The sequence below is a fragment of the Cyanobium sp. BA5m-10 genome, assembly GCF_024346255.1.
GTDB lineage: Bacteria > Cyanobacteriota > Cyanobacteriia > PCC-6307 > Cyanobiaceae > Cyanobium_A > Cyanobium_A usitatum.
Map to the genome: position 1 here is coordinate 1 of NZ_JAGQCP010000021.1, position 14,868 is coordinate 14,868.

A 14,868-nucleotide genomic window follows, 5' to 3' on the forward strand; every position below is an offset into this window, starting at 1 on the left:
CGCCGAAAGCCGACGGTGGTGATGTCAGCGTCAATGAAGACGATCTGCTTGCTTCTCGCAGCAGCGGTGAATCGGCGGGGTCCGATGCGAGTAAGGAATCCACCACCCAGGGCGGTACGTTCACGATCTCCGCTCCGGATGGCGTCCAGGGCCTGACTGTCGGTGGACTCAATGTGATCATCAACGGTAGTTTTGCAGCGGTCAGCGGCAGCACGCCACTGGGCAACACCTTGGCGATCACGGCCTACGATTCGGCGACAGGAACGGTCAGTTATACGTATACGCTGAACGACAATGAAGCGCACGCTTCTGGATTGGGAACGAATTCACTTTTTGAAGATCTCGCCGTATTGCTCACGGACCGTGATGGAGATAACACCCCCAGCACGTTGAGCGTGAATATTGTTGATGATGTGCCGACGGCGGTAGCAGACAGCAATGTTGGAACAGCGAGTGAGACAAATCTTACGCTGAGCGGCAATCTGATTAGCAACGACACCCAGGGCGCTGATGGTGCTGCGGTTGTTGGTGCCAGCCTCAGCGGCACCTACGGCTCGATCGTCATCGGTACAGATGGCAGCTACACCTACACGCTCAATGCAGCGGATGCTGATTTCGTTGCTTTGGTTGGTGGTGCCACCGCCACGGAAACCTTCTCCTACACACTGCGTGACGCGGATGGTGATGAGAGCACCGCTCAGCTGACCCTCAACATCCGCAACGATGATGACAGTGTCACGATCACCGATCTAACGCCGAAAGCCGACGGTGGTGATGTCAGCGTCAATGAAGACGATCTGCTTGCTTCTCGCAGCAGCGGTGAATCGGCGGGGTCCGATGCGAGTAAGGAATCCACCACCCAGGGCGGTACGTTCACGATATCGGCACCCGATGGCGTGCAGAGCCTGACTGTCGGTGGTCTCAATGTGATCACCAACGGTGTTTTTGCAGCCGTCAACGGCAGCACGCCACTGGGGAACACCCTGTCGATCACGGCCTACGATGCGTTGACGGGAACGGTCACTTACACCTATACGCTCAACGACAACGAAGCGCACGCTTCTGGATTGGGTACGAATTCACTCTTTGAAGATCTCGCCGTATTGCTCACGGACCGTGATGGAGATAACACCCCCAGCACGTTGAGCGTGAATATTGTTGATGATGTTGACACTGCCATCAATAATACAGCAACCCTTGTAGAGAACACCGGCAAGACTGACGTGGTCTTGATCTTCGATACCTCAGGTAGCATGCTTGGTGCGCGCTTAGCCGATGCCAAAGCAGCTGTTGCCAACTTGCTTTCCAGCGGAACCGTGAATTCGGTGTTCATTGTTGACTTCAATAGCGATGCTGATTTCAGCAACTCTGGTAGCAATGGTGGGTGGTACACCAACCTCGGATCCGGTTCAGGGGGAGCGCTAAATGTAATCAATGGTTTTGTTGCCGATGGGAGTACTGATTACGACTCAGCCTTGAGGGTCGTCAAAGCCAACTTCACCAACCCCCCTCCCGGTGGTGATCGACTTGTGTCGATCTTCCTTTCCGATGGCGAGCCCAATCAAACTGACGGAACTGATACTGTCGGCATCATTGAAAGTGACACCAATAACCCCGGCTTTGGTGGAATAGGAGAGGAGAGCCATTGGATCAATTTTCTCAAGGACAACGGATTTGATGAATCCTTTGCCATCGGCTTCGGTGAGCTTAGTGATACCGACAAGAACTTTCTTGAGCCGATTGCTTGGACGTCAACGGTTGGGTCAACCACCACCGTGGAAACTGCCGGCACCTATACCGGCACGAATGCTGGAGCCAATGATCCAAACGTGATCATTGCCAATTCAAATGCATCTGCTATTACCGATGCACTGCTCGTTGCCACGACACCTATTTCTGGTGATCTCCTTGCCGACGACATTCCTGGAGCCGACGGTCCCCTCACCCTGGTGTCCGTCACCTATGGCGCCTCCACGGTCACATTCTCTCCTTCAACCACTTCGGCCACGTTCAACGTGACCGACGCCTCCTCCCAGGCGGTTGGCACAGTCGTGATCTTCGCCAATGGCACCTACAGCTTCACAGCGGCAGCCAATGTAGACGTAGCCAATACTCGCTTTGCTACACCCATTACGTACGCGGTGAAGGATGGAGATGGTGATGTCTCTACGGCGACCTTAACCGTCAACATCACTGATACCAGTGAAGTTGTGGCCTACGACAACTTCAACGGTTCGGCTCGAGCACTGCCATCCACCTCCATCGTTACGACTACGCTTTCCGACTTCTCCTCGGCGGTCTCAATAGTCGACGACGCCGACAATTCCCTTGCCACAGCGATTGCTAATACGAGCAACTTGAATAAATGGATTGCTAGTTCAATCAGTTTGACCACGGTTGATGCCAGCATCGCATCGGGAAGTCTCCGGCTCGAAGATAATGACGACGACGGATCGGGAGTTGCCAGACTGATCGCTCCGGTCTTCACAATCAGTACAGCCAACTCTACCTTGAGTTTTGACTATGATCGCGGCAATGTGAATTCTGGCGATAACGTCTCTTGGACACTGTATAAGTTTGTTGGATCAAGCTGGACGGCTCAAAGCGGTGTAGGCTTCACCGGAAATCTGAATAGCGATCCTGGCCCTCCCAGTACCATCACCACCGGCGCATTGAGCACAGGGGATTATCGAATCGTGTTCAGCAATCAAGACGGGGGCGAATCATCTGATTCCCAGCTCTTCATCGATAACCTCAACATCAAGTTCACTGTACCAAGTGTGCAGGTAATCGCAACGACTGGCAATGTGATCACCAACCCCAACACTCTCATTGGTAGCAGTGATCCAGCCAATGCCGTAGACAGCCGCGGCTCGGAAGGCGCCTCGCTATCGATCTTCAATGGATCGAGCTACGTGGCGGCCACATCAGCGGGCGACACCGTCAATGGCTCCCATGGCAGCCTGTTGATCAAAGACGACGGCACGTATACCTATACACCGAATAGCGTTCTCTCCAACACCCTCCGGACGGACGAATTCACCTACAAGCTCACCCATCCGGATGGGGACAACGATACGGCCAAGTTGGTTGTGGAGATCCCCGCCAGCATCACGCCAGTTGCCCTCGACCTGAACGGAGATGGTATTGATTGGCTTCAACTGAATGAAGGTGCCAAGTTTGATTACGGTGCTGGTCTTGTTGCCACCGCCTGGGTTGGCTCTAACGATGGTCTGCTGGCCTACGACTACAACCAGGATGGGCTGATCAATGAAGCCAAGGAGATCGTCTTCACCACCTGGGCGCCCCACATGGCATCCGATCTGCAGGCCCTTCAAGCCTACTTCGATAGCAACTACGACAACGTGCTCAGCCAACTCGATGCTGGTTGGTCTAAGTTCGGAGTTTGGATCGACAGCAATAGCGATGGAGTGAACCAGCCCGGCGAGTTCATCTACCTCAAGGAGGCCGGCATCGAAAGCATCAATCTCACCTACGACCACACCAGCAGCCCATCCGTCGTTGCTGAAGGTGATGTGTCGATCCTCGGCACCTCCACATTCACCTGGGATGCTGCCCATGGTGGCGGTACGGGAACGGCCGCAGACGTGGCCTTTGCCGCGGCTCCTGTTGATGCCCCGGTTGCTGATACTTCAGTTCCAGCTGCCGATACCTTCATCCAGGATGTCGCCATTCCCGATGAGCAGGTGGTTGAGGCTGAGGTCGCTAGCGTGGCTGATCTAGTGGCGCAGTATGTGGGTGAGAACGCCGTTACAGATGAGGCGATGGCTGTGTATCAGCAGGAGCTGGCACTCACCGAGCTGCCGGCTGCGGCAGATCTGGCTGCTGATCCAGCAGGGATTGAGCCCACCGCCGATGCCCTGGCTGCGCTCGACGAGGTTGATGCGCTCCTGCCCGACGATGCCAGCGATGGCATTGCTACGGCCACCGACGTGGTCGACGACTTCTCCTACGCCGTTTGAGCCATGGCTGATACGGATGCCTCATTTGTAGCCGGTGATGTAATCGCCGGCTTGATCGAAACCTTCTTCGAAGCCGTGCGATCCTCGCCAGATCTTGCGGCTCAAGAGGCTCGCCCTGCTGAGCTTGTTTATGAGCTCGATCAGGTAGTTAGTACCTACCTCGAAGAGCAGCAGCTCTCAGCTGATGCCTACCAGCTCATTCAGCAGGATGTGCTCAACAACATCGCCCACGACCTTGCTGAACAGCACGAAGACCTTGCCGATTTCGACGTCAGTTTTGATGCGGCTGGTAATGCCGACCCCGCTGAGGTGATGGCCGCTATGGACCATCACTTCGAGACCCTGTTCAGTTCGGAGTCTTTTAGTGATGATGGGTCGGCCGCCTTAGGCTGACCTCCCAACGGTTGTCTGTGCCCCCCACTGCCCGTCTGCTGCTGGTTGATCCGGATACCCGCTCCTCTGATCTGCTCACCAAGCACCTCCATGTCCATGGCTTTGCCATCAGCGCCGTAGCCAGCACTGATGCCGCCCAGCAGCAGCTTCTAACTGCTGCGCCGCAGATGCTTTTGATCAGCGATGCTCTGCCTGATAGCGCTGCGCTTGTTTTTACCCGCCAACTGCGCGCCGCAGCTAATGCCATTCCCCTGCTGTTGCTCCTATCTCTTGATCACTACAGCTCCCGCGTAGCTGCCCTTGAGGCCGGCGCTGATGATGTCTTATCGCGCCCCTTTGCAATTGAGGAGCTGATAGCTCGGCTGCGTTCCTTAATACGCCGCAGCCGCATGGGGCTCAACCATGTTGATGGCACCGAGCTGCACTACCGCGACCTCACGGTCAATACCGATAGCCGCCAGGTATCGCGGGCAGCTACCCCGATTAAGCTCACCGTCAAGGAATACGACCTGCTGCTCCATCTGCTCCAGCACCGCGAGCAGGTGCTCTCCCGTCAGGACATCCTTTTGGCCGTCTGGGGGGACTCCTGGGTTGGCGACGAGAACCTGCTCGATGTCTACATCCGCTACCTGCGTAAGAAACTAGAGCGGCCCGAACTTGAACCCTTGATTCACACCGTTCGTGGTGTGGGCTTCATGTTGCAGTGAGCATCATCTGCACCGGCCCTGGGTTAGTCCCGAGTTGCCGATTTGAGGTGATCAGCAGTAAGCCGTCGGCACTGGCCTGAGCCACTAGCAGGCGACCAAAGGGATCACGATGCAACGGCGGCAGGTTGGCCACGACTAGCTTTTAGCCCTTTGCGGTGTAAGCCAGCTATGAAGAAGGGCCCTTCCACTTACGGCTGATTGCACCGTCATCCAGGAGCAGATTGGGGCCCTGCGCAGCCAGCTGGAGCAGGAGCTGGTGGATGGGTGATTAGATCCGACCCGCATGCATTCTTGATGCAGGAGCTCCGCGAAGCCGGCCTTCGCTGCTGAGGTCTTCATCGATCTCCGTTCAATGGATCCCGTGGCCGGCTCCCGTGTGCACCCAATGGGCACATTCTTCTGGTGTGGCGTGGAGAAGCTTGGGATACCAAGCCAGTGGGCTACTGATGGTGCCCCTATCTGCGAGGTCGACAGTTAGAGCGTTATCAGAATCAGTGACCCCTACAACGCGTTCGCTGGAATTAGCCATGGATCTATGTGAGGTATCACCCCTCCGTAACCCCCTCAATCCGGTCTTCGATCTCCTGATAGATCTCCTGCAGCTGGGCGATGTTTTCGTCGCTGGTTTCCCAGTAGCCGCGGCCATTTACTTCCAGCAGGGTGCCCACGATGCGGCGGAAGCTGTGGGGATTGAGCTCCATTAGACGCTTGCGCATCTCAGGATCATTAATGAAGGTTTCGTTTGCCTCCTCATACACAAAGTTGTCTACTGAGCCACTGGTGGCGCTCCAGCCCAGGGTGAAGTTGAGCCGTTTGGCCACCTCCCTCACGCCCTCGTAGCCGCTATTCAACATGCCCTCATACCACTTGGGGTTGAGCAGCTTGGTGCGCGAATCGAGGCGAATGGTTTCACTCAAGGAGCGCACCTGGGCGTTGGCCGTGGTGGTATCGGCGATATAACTTGCCGGTGCCTTGCCGTCATCACGCAGGCCAGCGATCAGCTTGGTGGGGTCGGAGTCAAAGTAGTGGCTCACATCGGTGAGAGAAATCTCGGCTGAATCCAGATTCTGGAATGTCACATCAGCGGTTTTCATGGCTGATTCGAATACTTCGCGGTTCTGGTTCATCTCACCTGGGTTGTCGGCGTTGAAGGCGAATGTCTTGCGAGAAAGATACATCTCTTGCAGCTCATTCTCCTCCTCCCAAGTGCTGTTTTCCACCGCCAGGTTTACGTTTGAGCTGTAGCTGCCGCTGGCATTGGAAAACACCCGCGTCGCCGCATCACGCAGGGACACACCCTGGGCCGCCGCCTGCTCCTGGGCGTGGCGCCTCACGTAGTTCATATCAAGGGGCTCATCGGCCTCAGCTGCCATCTTCACGCCCTGATCTATCAAGCCCATCTGGTTGATAAACAGGTCGCGGAATACGCCGCTGCAATTCACCACGACGTCGATGCGGGGCCTGCCGAGTTCCTCAAGGGAAATCAGCTCCAGCTTGTTGACCCGGCCCAGGGAATCTGCTACCGGCCGCACGCCGATAAACCAGAGGATCTGCGCCAGCGACTCGCCGTAGGTCTTGATGTTGTCGGTGCCCCAGAGCACGCAGGCGATCGTTTCGGGCCAGGCGCCCTGCTCGGCCTTTTGGCGCTCGATTAACCGGTCCACCACCACCTTGGCGGCAGCAATGGCTGCCCGAGTAGGGATCGACTGGGGGTCTAGGGCGTGGATGTTCTTGCCGCTGGGCAGCACGCCCGGGTTGCGGATCGGGTCGCCGCCGGGGCCCGGCAGCACGTATTCGCCATCGAGGGCCTTGAGCAGGCTCTGCATTTCCATATCGGCGCAGATCTGCTCAAGGCAGAAGCGCAGGTAGCCAAACAACTTGTCGAGCTCGGCTTGATCCACCCCTGGGAAGCCAGCCGCGCGGCAGGCACTCAGCCAGGGGCTGGGCAGTTGGAAGCCGAATTTCTCCAGCAGGGCAAACAACCAAGCGAAGTTCTGGCGCATAGTTACCCGGCCATCGGCGCCGGTCACCGCCTTCACCATCGAGCCCACCGCCGCGCGACACACCTCGGTGATCGTGCGGTTGAGCTCCACATCGACGAGCACACCGTCGTCGTTGCCTTTGTAGATGTCGGTAATCGTGCGGCCCCGGCTCTCGGCCAGCAGGGCCGGCAGGGAGCGCAGGCCATCTTCCTCGCGCTCGAGCGCGGCAATGTTCACCAGGGTGGCGATTGCTTCCTCGGCAGTTGGTGGCTTACCGATCGTGTGCAGGCCGCAGGGCAGCAGCCGGCTTTCGATCTCCATCAGCTGGCGGTACACCGCACCCACCACGCCATCGCGGCCGTCGAGGCCGATCTCCGAGGCATCGGCTTCGGGAAGCACCACGTCTTTGTCAAGGTTGCACTGGCGCGCCGTTTCCACGATCGCGTTGACTATCTGCACACCCCGGCTGCCTTCGCGCAGCTGCTGGTAGCTGCCCACCAGCTCGCCGAGTTCCTTGAGTCCCCGATAGAGGCCGGCATTTTCAGCCGGTGGTGTGAGGTAGCTGATCGTGGAGGCATAGCCGCGCCGCTTGGCGATGGTGGCTTCGCTTGGGTTGTTGGCGGCGTAGTAGTAAAGATTTGGCAGGGCACCGATCAGGGAATCGGGGTAGCAGGTTTCGCTCATGCCCATCTGCTTGCCGGGCATGAATTCCAGCGAGCCGTGGGTGCCGAAGTGCAGCACCGCATCTGCCTGCCACACCTTCTCCAGATAGGTGTAGTAAGCGGCAAAGCCGTGGTGGGGGCTGGCGCTGCGGGAATAGAGCAGCCGCATCGGGTCGCCCTCGTAGCCAAAGGTGGGCTGCACACCCACAAACACGTTGCCGAAGTGGCGGCCGTAGATCAGCAGGTTGGTGCCGTCGCTGTTCAGGTTGCCGGGGGGCTTGCCCCAATTTTCTTCAAGCCGCTCGGAATAGGGGGTGAGGCGCTCGTATTCCTCCACGCTCATGCGGTGGGCGATCGCCAGCTCCGGTGCACCCTGGAGGGCTTCTGGGTCGTTAATTACCGCCTCCATCAGCGCCTTGGGCGTGCGCGGCATGTTCTGTACGTCGTAGCCCTTGAGCTGCATCTCCTCCAGCACCCGGAAGATCGAGCCAAATACATCTAGATAGGCCGCCGTGCCCACGTTGCCCTTATCAGGGGGGAAGCTGAAAACGGTTATCGCCAGCTTCTTTTCAGCCCGGGGCTTGATCCGCAGGGAGGCCCAGCGGATTGCGCGCTCGGCGATTGCCTCGACCCGGTCTTGCAGGGTGTGGGCTTTGCCGGTGGCGTCGTCACGGCCGCTGAGCACGATTGGCTCAATGGCGCCATCGAGCTCGGGGATGGCGATCTGCAGGGCTACCTGCACTGGGTGCAGACCTAGATCGCTCTCCTCCCACTCCTGGGTGGTTTGAAACACCAAAGGCAACGCCACCATGTAGGGACGATTCAGCTTTTTAAGCACCTCAATTGCCTTGGGGTGGTCCTGCCTGGCCGGACCACCCACCAGGGCAAAGCCAGTCAGTGACACCACCCCATCCACCAATGGGAAGTCGGGGTTGAGCGGGTCGTAGAAGAAGGCATTCACCGGCTTGGTGAAATCGAGCCCGCCGCAGAAGACCGGAATCACGGTGGCGCCGCGATATTCCAGCTCCTGAATGATCGCCACGTAGTGAGCTTCATCGCCGGTGACGATGTGGCTGCGCTGGAGCACCAGGCCGATCACCGGACCATTGCGGGCCTGCTCGCTGAGATCGCCGCGGCTGGAATTCCAATTTAGATATTCCTTGAGATCTTCAAACATCCCCGGTGCCAGCGGGTGCCAGATGCCTAGGTCTGGGAATACCTCCGGCTCAGCCACAACCACCGCGGGCCGGTCGGCCGCCTCGCCAGAGCCTCCGCGGGGGAAGACGTACTTGTCGGCCAGCATCAACAGAAAATTCCGGAGATTGTCTGGCGTGCCGCCCAGCCAATACTGGAAGCTCAGCATGAAAGAGCGCGCATCTTGCGCCTTCTCCACCGGCAGGTATTTCAGAACAGTCGGCAAGGTATTGAGCAGCTTCAACATCGCGTCTTGGAAGCCAGCGCCGCCCGCTTCCTTGCGCTTTTTCATGAAGCTGGCAATGGCGCTCTTGCTTTGACCCAGCTGGGCCATCGAGAAGGTGCCGAGCTTGTTCAGTCGCATCACCTCCGGCATGGAGGGAAACACCACTGCTGCCTTGAGCCGATCGCGGTGCGGAGCCACTGCTTCCACCACCTTCTGAGCCAGATCTTCAATGAAGATCAGCGAAGCGATAAACACATCCGCCGCGGCCACGTCAGCCTGAAAATCGGCGTAGTTCTGGGGGTCGCGCAATTCCTCGATCAGGTAGCCGCTCAGCTCGATCGCCAGGGGGCCGTTCTGGGCATTGAGCGAGTTGGCGGCCTGGGTAAGGGCGTTTTGGTACTGGGGTTCGAGCACCACATAAACGGCCTTCATCACGGCACGGCCGTTCACGTCGCCGGGCGTAACGCGGCGGTTGGTGGAGCGAACCTGCGTGAACATCAGCGCCAATAAGGGGTTATTGGGGAATCTACGGATGTATCCGCCTTGATGCGAGGTCTTGCCCCACATGCCGCGCATAGGCTCGCTGCCAGCGCTTCTAGACCGCCATGGCTCCTGCACCCGATCCGGCCTCTGGGGCACCCATCCCCGTGGTGGTGGCCGGTGCCCTGGGCCGCATGGGCGCCGAGGTGGTGCGGTCCGTGCTTACGGCCCCCGATTGCACCCTGGTGGCCGCCATCGACACCACTCCTGACAAGGAGGGTGCTGACCTGGGCTTGGAGCTCGGCCTAGGCGAATTGGAGCTGGCGATCACCAGCGACTTCGAGGGGGCCATGTGCCAAGCCAGCCAGGCAGCGCGGCAGGGCGGCGCCGCCGTGCTGGTGGATTTCACCCACCCCTCGGTTGTCTACGAGCACACCCGCGCCGCGATCGCCTACGGCGTGCACCCGGTGATCGGCACCACGGGCCTCTCGCCAAGGCAGCTAGCTGATCTGGCCGGCTTCGCCGAGAAGGCGAGTGTGGGCGGTGCCGTGATCCCCAATTTTTCGGTTGGCATGGTGCTGCTGCAGCAGGCCGCCGCCGCCGCCGCCCGCTTCTACGACTTCGCCGAGCTCACCGAACTGCACCACAACCGCAAGGCCGATGCCCCCAGCGGCACCTGCATCAAAACCGCCGAGCTGATCGAGGAGCTGGGTAAATCCTTTAACCCCCAGCAGGTGGAGGAGCACGAAACCCTGGCGGGCTGCCGCGGCGGCCAGCGCGATAGCGGCCTGCGCCTGCACTCGATCCGCTTGCCGGGGCTGGTGGCCCACCAAGAGGTGATGTTTGGTGCTCCCGGCGAGACGTACACCCTGCGCCACGACACGATCGAGCGCTCCGCCTACATGCCCGGCGTGCTGCTCACCGTGCGCAAGGTGCGCCAGCTGGCTGGCCTGGTGTATGGCCTGGAGCGGCTGATCTGATGCTGCTTCCCTTGCGCCCCGGCGAGCTGCTGCGCCTGATCCCAGCGGTCGCCACCGGCCCCCAGTTCAACGCCTGCACCGGCAATCCCCGCAAGGTGCTGCAGCGGGTGCTGATCTCGGTGATCGGCGCGGTGATTGCCCTATTGATCAGCCAAACCCTGCTGTTCTCCAGCCAGTTTGGCCCGGTATTCCTGGTGGTGGGCTTTGTGTTTGCCCTCTACCTGCTCTGGGGACCGATCCTCGAGGCGGGCCAGAAAAATTCCACCCTGCGCCGCTATCCGGCTGCAGCCCTGTTTGAAGGCCAGATAGTCGATCTATATACCCGCGAAATCGTTGAGGAGCGCCGCGAACAGGCCAACAACGACGGCCGCCTGGAGCTGGTGGAAAACCGCCGCACCTGGCTCACCCTCGAGCTTGAGGACGAGGAGGGCTATCTCGGCAAGGTGCGCTTCCCCTTTGAAAAAAAACACCAGCAGATTCGTGCCGGCATGGTGGTGCGGGTGTTGGTGCTGAGCGAGCGCAAGGATTTTTCTCAAATAGGGGCGATCAGCGACGCCTGGCTGCCCCAGCTCAAGCTTTGGGTTGGTGAATACCCCTTCCTGCTGCGACCGGCCTTTGAGGAGCTCTGCCTGAAGCGGTTCCGCTGAATCCAGGCGCAGCATTTTCCCAAGCCGCAGTTACAAGCTGCAATATTGCGTTACAGTTGCGCAAAGCACGCGTCAGGTTTCCATGACTCAGATCACCCCCTCGATCGAAGCTGCCACCATCCGCGGCGCCACAGTTACCACCGAAGACGGCGGCCGCCTCAATGCTTTTGCCACCGAGCCCCGCATGGAAGTGGTGTCAACCGAAAGCGGCTGGGGCTTCCACGAGCGCGCCGAGAAGCTCAATGGTCGTATGGCCATGCTCGGCTTCATCGCCCTGCTTGCCACTGAATACGCCCTGGGTGGTGAGTCCTTCACCCGCGGCCTGCTTGGCATCGGCTGATCTGCCCGCTCTCGCAACAGCCTGAGCCTTTGCTACACCAACTGCCGCAGCTACACAGCTGCGGCTTTTTTGTGCCCGATCCCCGGGCTGATCCTCCATCGCCATGGTCGAGTCCAAACCGGTTCTGCGGGCCCTGGTGAATGGGGCGGGCCCCACCGGTGCCCTCACGGCCCTTGCCCTGGCGGACGCTGGCTGGCAGGTGCAGATCAGCGATCCCCTGCCCGCCGCTGTGCTGCTCGAGCGCAGCCGCGCCTACGCCTTCACCCATTCCAGCCAGCGCCTGCTGGAGCAGCTGGGGCTGTGGTCAGCCGTGCAGGAGTTGCTGGTGCCCTTCCGCTCCCTGCAGCTCCTTGATCTGGCCACCCAGCGCCAGGTGCCTTTCTGCTTGGCGGATCTGGGCTCGCGGCGGGCGGCGGCACCGGCGGCGGCCGTGGGCTGGGTGGGACAGCACCGGCCGCTGATGACCCTGCTGTTGGAGCGCCTGGGCTCCCATCCCGCCATCACCCTGGAGTTGGGCACGCCGCCGCCGCACGCTGCAGCCAAGCAGCCGCAGCACGACCTGATCGTGGCGGCCGACGGCCCCCACTCCCCTAGCCGGGAGGCCCTCGGCATTGGCGTGATTCAGTGGGCCTATCGCCAAAACTGCCTCACGGCACTGGTGCAACTCCGCGGCAGCGCCGACGACCAGGCCTGGGAGCTGCTGCGGCCCGAGGGGCCCTTTGCGGTGCTGCCCCTGGGCGATGGTCTGTTCCAGCTGGTTTGGAGTGCCCCAGCCCAGCGCTGCCGCCAGCTTGAAAGCCTCGGCGATTCAGCCTTCCTTGATGCCCTGGCAGGTGCCCTGCCAGACCAGCTTCAGCCCGATGCCCTGCTCGACGATCCGCGCGCCTTCCCGGTGGCCCTGCTGCTGGCCCGGCGCCTGCACCGCGGCCATACGGTGCTGGTGGGGGAGAGCGGTCACCGCTGCCATCCAGTGGGCGGCCAGGGGCTAAACCTCTGCTGGCGCGATGTGGCCACCCTGCATTGCCTGGCCCGGCGTGCAGCGGCCGGGCGGCTGGCCGTGCACCGCTTGCCGGCGGCCTATGCAAGGCGGCGTTGGCCGGATTTGCTGCTCACCCTGCTGGCTACCGATCTGCTGGTGCGGTTTTTCTCGAATCGCTCGCCCCTGCTGCTGCCCCTGCGCCACCTGGCCCTGCTGCTGCTGGCCAAGCTTGCTCCCCTGCGCCAGCTCAGCCTGTCCGCCATGACCGATGGCCCTTGCCAGCTGCTGCGCCGCTGATCAGCATGGGCTATCCGGGGCCGCATGTATGGTGATCAGCACCAGTTCCCAACCGCCGCCTTCGGCGGCGCTGCTGCGTCTGCTGCGCAATCAATTCGGCCTGAGCGAGAGCGCCCTGGCCCTGGGATTGCGCCAGGCCCAGCAGGAGCAAGCGCCCCTGCCGGTGGTGCTGTGGCGCTTCGGGCTGATCAGCCTGGAGCAGTTCGATGCCCTGCTGAGTTGGCAGGATCAGGAATAGATGATCAGCGACTCCACGGGCTGATCTTCAGGCAGCTTGCGGCGCCCTTCCAGGGCCGCCAGTTCGGCCACAAAGCCGAAGCCACACAGTTCACCACCAGCCGCAGCCACCAGCTCGGCGCAGGCCGCAGCGGTGCCGCCGGTGGCCAGCAGATCGTCGATGATCAGCACCTTGGAGCCATCGGCCAGGGCATCGCTGTGGATTTCCAGACGGTCGCTGCCGTATTCGAGGGCGTAGTCCACGCCCGTAACTGCCCCGGGCAGCTTGCCGGGCTTGCGCACTGGCACAAAACCCAATCGCACGGCGGTGGCAAGGGCTGTGCCCACGATGAAGCCCCGCGACTCAATGCCCACGATCAGGTCGGGCTGCAGCCGCTCGCACACTGCGCTCAGCTGACGGATCACTTCCTGCCAGCCGTCCGGGTCGCGCATCAGCGGCGTGAGGTCGCGAAACAGGATGCCGGGCTTGGGAAAATCAGGCACATCGCGCACAAATTCCCGCAGGTCTGGGGCCATGAACGTGACGGTTGGGTGCACTTGCTGGCATCATCGCAGCCATGCCCCTTGATTCATTCGCTCCTGAATCGGCCGCCCGGCTTCCCCGCCGCGGCCTCGAACGCCTCGACCTGCTCTTGCTCAGCGCCGAGGCCCTCGACCTCAACGGCGGTGAGGCAATGGTGTGGATGAGCGAGCAGATGGGCTTCACCACCCTCTTCCCAAACCGGGTGGAACTGTGGAAAAGCCGCTGCACCAACCCCCTGCGCCGCACCACTCGCCGCGAAGGTCTGGAGCCAGCTGAAACCGACGCCCTAATCCGCATTCTTTGCGCCTTGGCAGACCGCCTCTACCCCCTGCTGCGCGGTCTGCTCTCCAGCGCCGAGCCGCCTGAAGTGCTCAGCGAGCGTTGGAACCTATTCCGCAGCCGCCTGGCCGATCTGGTACGCCAGCGCATGAACCTCCGTCGTGGTGGCGTGCAACTGTTGCTCGATCCCGAGTCAGGTGCCCGCCAGTCGCGGCTGCTGATCCAAGCCCTGGCCCTGGGCTCCGGGGTTGGCGGTTTTGAGCGGCTGCGCGCCAGCCTGCTGGATGCCCAGCCATGATCCAGCCCCTGAGCCTGCAATGAAGCAAGTACTGCAGTTCGACCAACTCAGCTGCCGCCTCAAGGTGGAGGGTCTGCCGGATGTGTCGGTCGGACAGAGCGGCCAGAACCTCGGCATCATCACGGGCTGGAGCTTGGCCTGGGCCGGTCGCCCCGAGCTTGAGGGCCGCAAGGAGCACCTGCTATCCCTGATGAAGGTGGTGCTGCCCTACGCCCGCTACCTGATCAGTGGTGTGCCGCGTCGCTTTGGCGCCGAGCCCGAGCCGGTGGAGATAGGTCCGGGGCCAGAGGGCGGCCATGGCCTGCTGCTGCGCAGTAGCCAGCCGGACACGCCCCCATTACAGCTCAATCTCGATGATGCCGAGCTGGCCGATCTGGTGCGGGTGCTGGATCAATTGCGCCTCGATTCGCGGCTGCAGTTGCCCCTGGAGCTGCCTGAGACCATGCCTCTGAAGGGCCGCGAGCTGCTGGAGCGCCGCCCCCTTGCCCAGCGCCTTGCAGCGCCGCTGGCAGGGCTGCTGGCTGTGGTCGTGGCCTCTGGGCTAGGGCTGCTGATACCAGAACCCAAGCCCGGGATAGAGCCAACGCAGCGTCCAGCTGCCGCCCAAGCTAAATAGCAGCTATTGACGTAACCGGTTAGCTGGTCACACTTGGGTATCGCT

General features: G+C 60.9%; 15 protein-coding genes. 10 read left to right on the forward strand and 5 right to left on the reverse strand.

From position 1 onward, the window contains the following. Positions 1-241, reverse strand: a 241-nt coding sequence (locus tag KBY85_RS08700) for a hypothetical protein (protein WP_254961125.1), incomplete at its 3' end; no start/stop codon positions are given. On the opposite strand from KBY85_RS08700, the gene KBY85_RS08705 reads away from it, so the two are divergent. Genes KBY85_RS08705 through KBY85_RS08715 form a run of 3 tightly spaced genes read left to right on the forward strand, consistent with a single transcriptional unit; the run spans position 231 to position 5,083 of the window. Beyond that, entirely contained in the window at positions 231-3,983 is a 3,753-nt protein-coding gene (locus KBY85_RS08705; RefSeq protein WP_254961127.1) for an Ig-like domain-containing protein, read from the forward strand. The two genes, KBY85_RS08700 and KBY85_RS08705, sit on opposite strands and share 11 nt — an antisense overlap. 3 nt (positions 3,984-3,986) lie before the next feature. Continuing rightward, entirely contained in the window at positions 3,987-4,376 is a 390-nt protein-coding gene (locus KBY85_RS08710; RefSeq protein WP_254961128.1) for a hypothetical protein, read from the forward strand. Between the two features lie 17 nt (positions 4,377-4,393). Continuing rightward, entirely contained in the window at positions 4,394-5,083 is a 690-nt protein-coding gene (locus tag KBY85_RS08715; protein ID WP_254961129.1) for a response regulator transcription factor, read from the forward strand. On the opposite strand, the gene KBY85_RS08720 is transcribed toward KBY85_RS08715, so the two are convergent. The 3 genes from KBY85_RS08720 to KBY85_RS08725 all read right to left on the reverse strand — a co-directional run bounded on the left by KBY85_RS08720 (position 5,070) and on the right by KBY85_RS08725 (position 9,645). After that, a complete protein-coding gene (locus KBY85_RS08720) occupies positions 5,070-5,216 on the reverse strand; it encodes a hypothetical protein (protein WP_254961130.1) in 147 nt (48 codons plus the stop codon). The two genes, KBY85_RS08715 and KBY85_RS08720, sit on opposite strands and share 14 nt — an antisense overlap. 216 nt (positions 5,217-5,432) lie before the next feature. Beyond that, positions 5,433-5,729, reverse strand: coding sequence for a DUF2442 domain-containing protein (locus tag KBY85_RS16070; RefSeq protein ID WP_396121838.1), 297 nt, complete (start codon positions 5,727-5,729; stop codon positions 5,433-5,435). Beyond that, complete coding sequence (locus KBY85_RS08725; RefSeq protein WP_254961131.1) at positions 5,629-9,645, reverse strand: magnesium chelatase subunit H; 4,017 nt, start codon at positions 9,643-9,645, stop codon at positions 5,629-5,631. The genes KBY85_RS16070 and KBY85_RS08725 overlap by 101 nt, the downstream gene beginning before the upstream one ends. 107 nt (positions 9,646-9,752) lie before the next feature. On the opposite strand from KBY85_RS08725, the gene dapB reads away from it, so the two are divergent. The 5 genes from dapB (at position 9,753) to KBY85_RS08750 (ending at position 13,108) form a co-directional block, all read left to right on the forward strand. Then, entirely contained in the window at positions 9,753-10,607 is an 855-nt protein-coding gene (gene dapB, locus KBY85_RS08730) for a 4-hydroxy-tetrahydrodipicolinate reductase (protein ID WP_254961132.1), read from the forward strand. Continuing rightward, positions 10,607-11,254, forward strand: coding sequence for a hypothetical protein (locus tag KBY85_RS08735; RefSeq protein ID WP_106632998.1), 648 nt, complete (start codon positions 10,607-10,609; stop codon positions 11,252-11,254). The genes dapB and KBY85_RS08735 overlap by 1 nt, the downstream gene beginning before the upstream one ends. Positions 11,255-11,336: 82 nt before the next feature. Then, positions 11,337-11,594, forward strand: a complete 258-nt coding sequence (locus tag KBY85_RS08740) for a high light inducible protein (RefSeq protein ID WP_106632999.1) — start codon at positions 11,337-11,339, stop codon at positions 11,592-11,594. Positions 11,595-11,697: 103 nt separating this feature from the next. Next, positions 11,698-12,870 (forward strand): FAD-dependent monooxygenase, encoded by a 1,173-nt coding sequence (locus KBY85_RS08745; RefSeq protein WP_254961133.1) that lies wholly within the window; start codon positions 11,698-11,700, stop codon positions 12,868-12,870. Between the two features lie 28 nt (positions 12,871-12,898). Then, on the forward strand, positions 12,899-13,108 hold the full coding sequence (locus tag KBY85_RS08750; protein WP_106633024.1) for a DUF2949 domain-containing protein: 210 nt from the start codon (positions 12,899-12,901) through the stop codon (positions 13,106-13,108). Here KBY85_RS08750 and KBY85_RS08755 read toward each other — a convergent pair. After that, positions 13,099-13,623, reverse strand: coding sequence for an adenine phosphoribosyltransferase (locus tag KBY85_RS08755; protein WP_254961134.1), 525 nt, complete (start codon positions 13,621-13,623; stop codon positions 13,099-13,101). The two genes, KBY85_RS08750 and KBY85_RS08755, sit on opposite strands and share 10 nt — an antisense overlap. 41 nt (positions 13,624-13,664) lie before the next feature. Between KBY85_RS08755 and KBY85_RS08760 the strand changes: the two genes are divergently transcribed. Together KBY85_RS08760 and KBY85_RS08765 are read left to right on the forward strand one after the other, a co-directional pair. Next, positions 13,665-14,207: a DUF3038 domain-containing protein gene (locus KBY85_RS08760; protein WP_254932307.1), complete on the forward strand. Its 543-nt coding sequence runs from the start codon at positions 13,665-13,667 to the stop codon at positions 14,205-14,207. Positions 14,208-14,226: 19 nt separating this feature from the next. Beyond that, on the forward strand, positions 14,227-14,823 hold the full coding sequence (locus tag KBY85_RS08765) for a DUF4335 domain-containing protein (protein WP_254932306.1): 597 nt from the start codon (positions 14,227-14,229) through the stop codon (positions 14,821-14,823). The last annotated feature ends 45 nt before the right edge of the window (positions 14,824-14,868 follow it).

What these genes read in the sequence shown, in the direction of transcription:
- KBY85_RS08750 (WP_106633024.1), top strand. Translation starts at nt 12,899, where the DNA reads ATGGTGATCAGCACCAGTTCCCAACCGCCGCCTTCGGCGGCGCTGCTG.
- KBY85_RS08755 (WP_254961134.1), bottom strand. Translation starts at nt 13,623, where the DNA reads ATGGCCCCAGACCTGCGGGAATTTGTGCGCGATGTGCCTGATTTTCCC.
- KBY85_RS08710 (WP_254961128.1), top strand. Translation starts at nt 3,987, where the DNA reads ATGGCTGATACGGATGCCTCATTTGTAGCCGGTGATGTAATCGCCGGC.
- KBY85_RS08740 (WP_106632999.1), top strand. Translation starts at nt 11,337, where the DNA reads ATGACTCAGATCACCCCCTCGATCGAAGCTGCCACCATCCGCGGCGCC.
- KBY85_RS08760 (WP_254932307.1), top strand. Translation starts at nt 13,665, where the DNA reads ATGCCCCTTGATTCATTCGCTCCTGAATCGGCCGCCCGGCTTCCCCGC.
- KBY85_RS16070 (WP_396121838.1), bottom strand. Translation starts at nt 5,729, where the DNA reads ATGGCCGCGGCTACTGGGAAACCAGCGACGAAAACATCGCCCAGCTGC.
- KBY85_RS08725 (WP_254961131.1), bottom strand. Translation starts at nt 9,645, where the DNA reads ATGTTCACGCAGGTTCGCTCCACCAACCGCCGCGTTACGCCCGGCGAC.
- KBY85_RS08735 (WP_106632998.1), top strand. Translation starts at nt 10,607, where the DNA reads ATGCTGCTTCCCTTGCGCCCCGGCGAGCTGCTGCGCCTGATCCCAGCG.
- dapB (WP_254961132.1), top strand. Translation starts at nt 9,753, where the DNA reads ATGGCTCCTGCACCCGATCCGGCCTCTGGGGCACCCATCCCCGTGGTG.
- KBY85_RS08745 (WP_254961133.1), top strand. Translation starts at nt 11,698, where the DNA reads ATGGTCGAGTCCAAACCGGTTCTGCGGGCCCTGGTGAATGGGGCGGGC.
- KBY85_RS08765 (WP_254932306.1), top strand. Translation starts at nt 14,227, where the DNA reads ATGAAGCAAGTACTGCAGTTCGACCAACTCAGCTGCCGCCTCAAGGTG.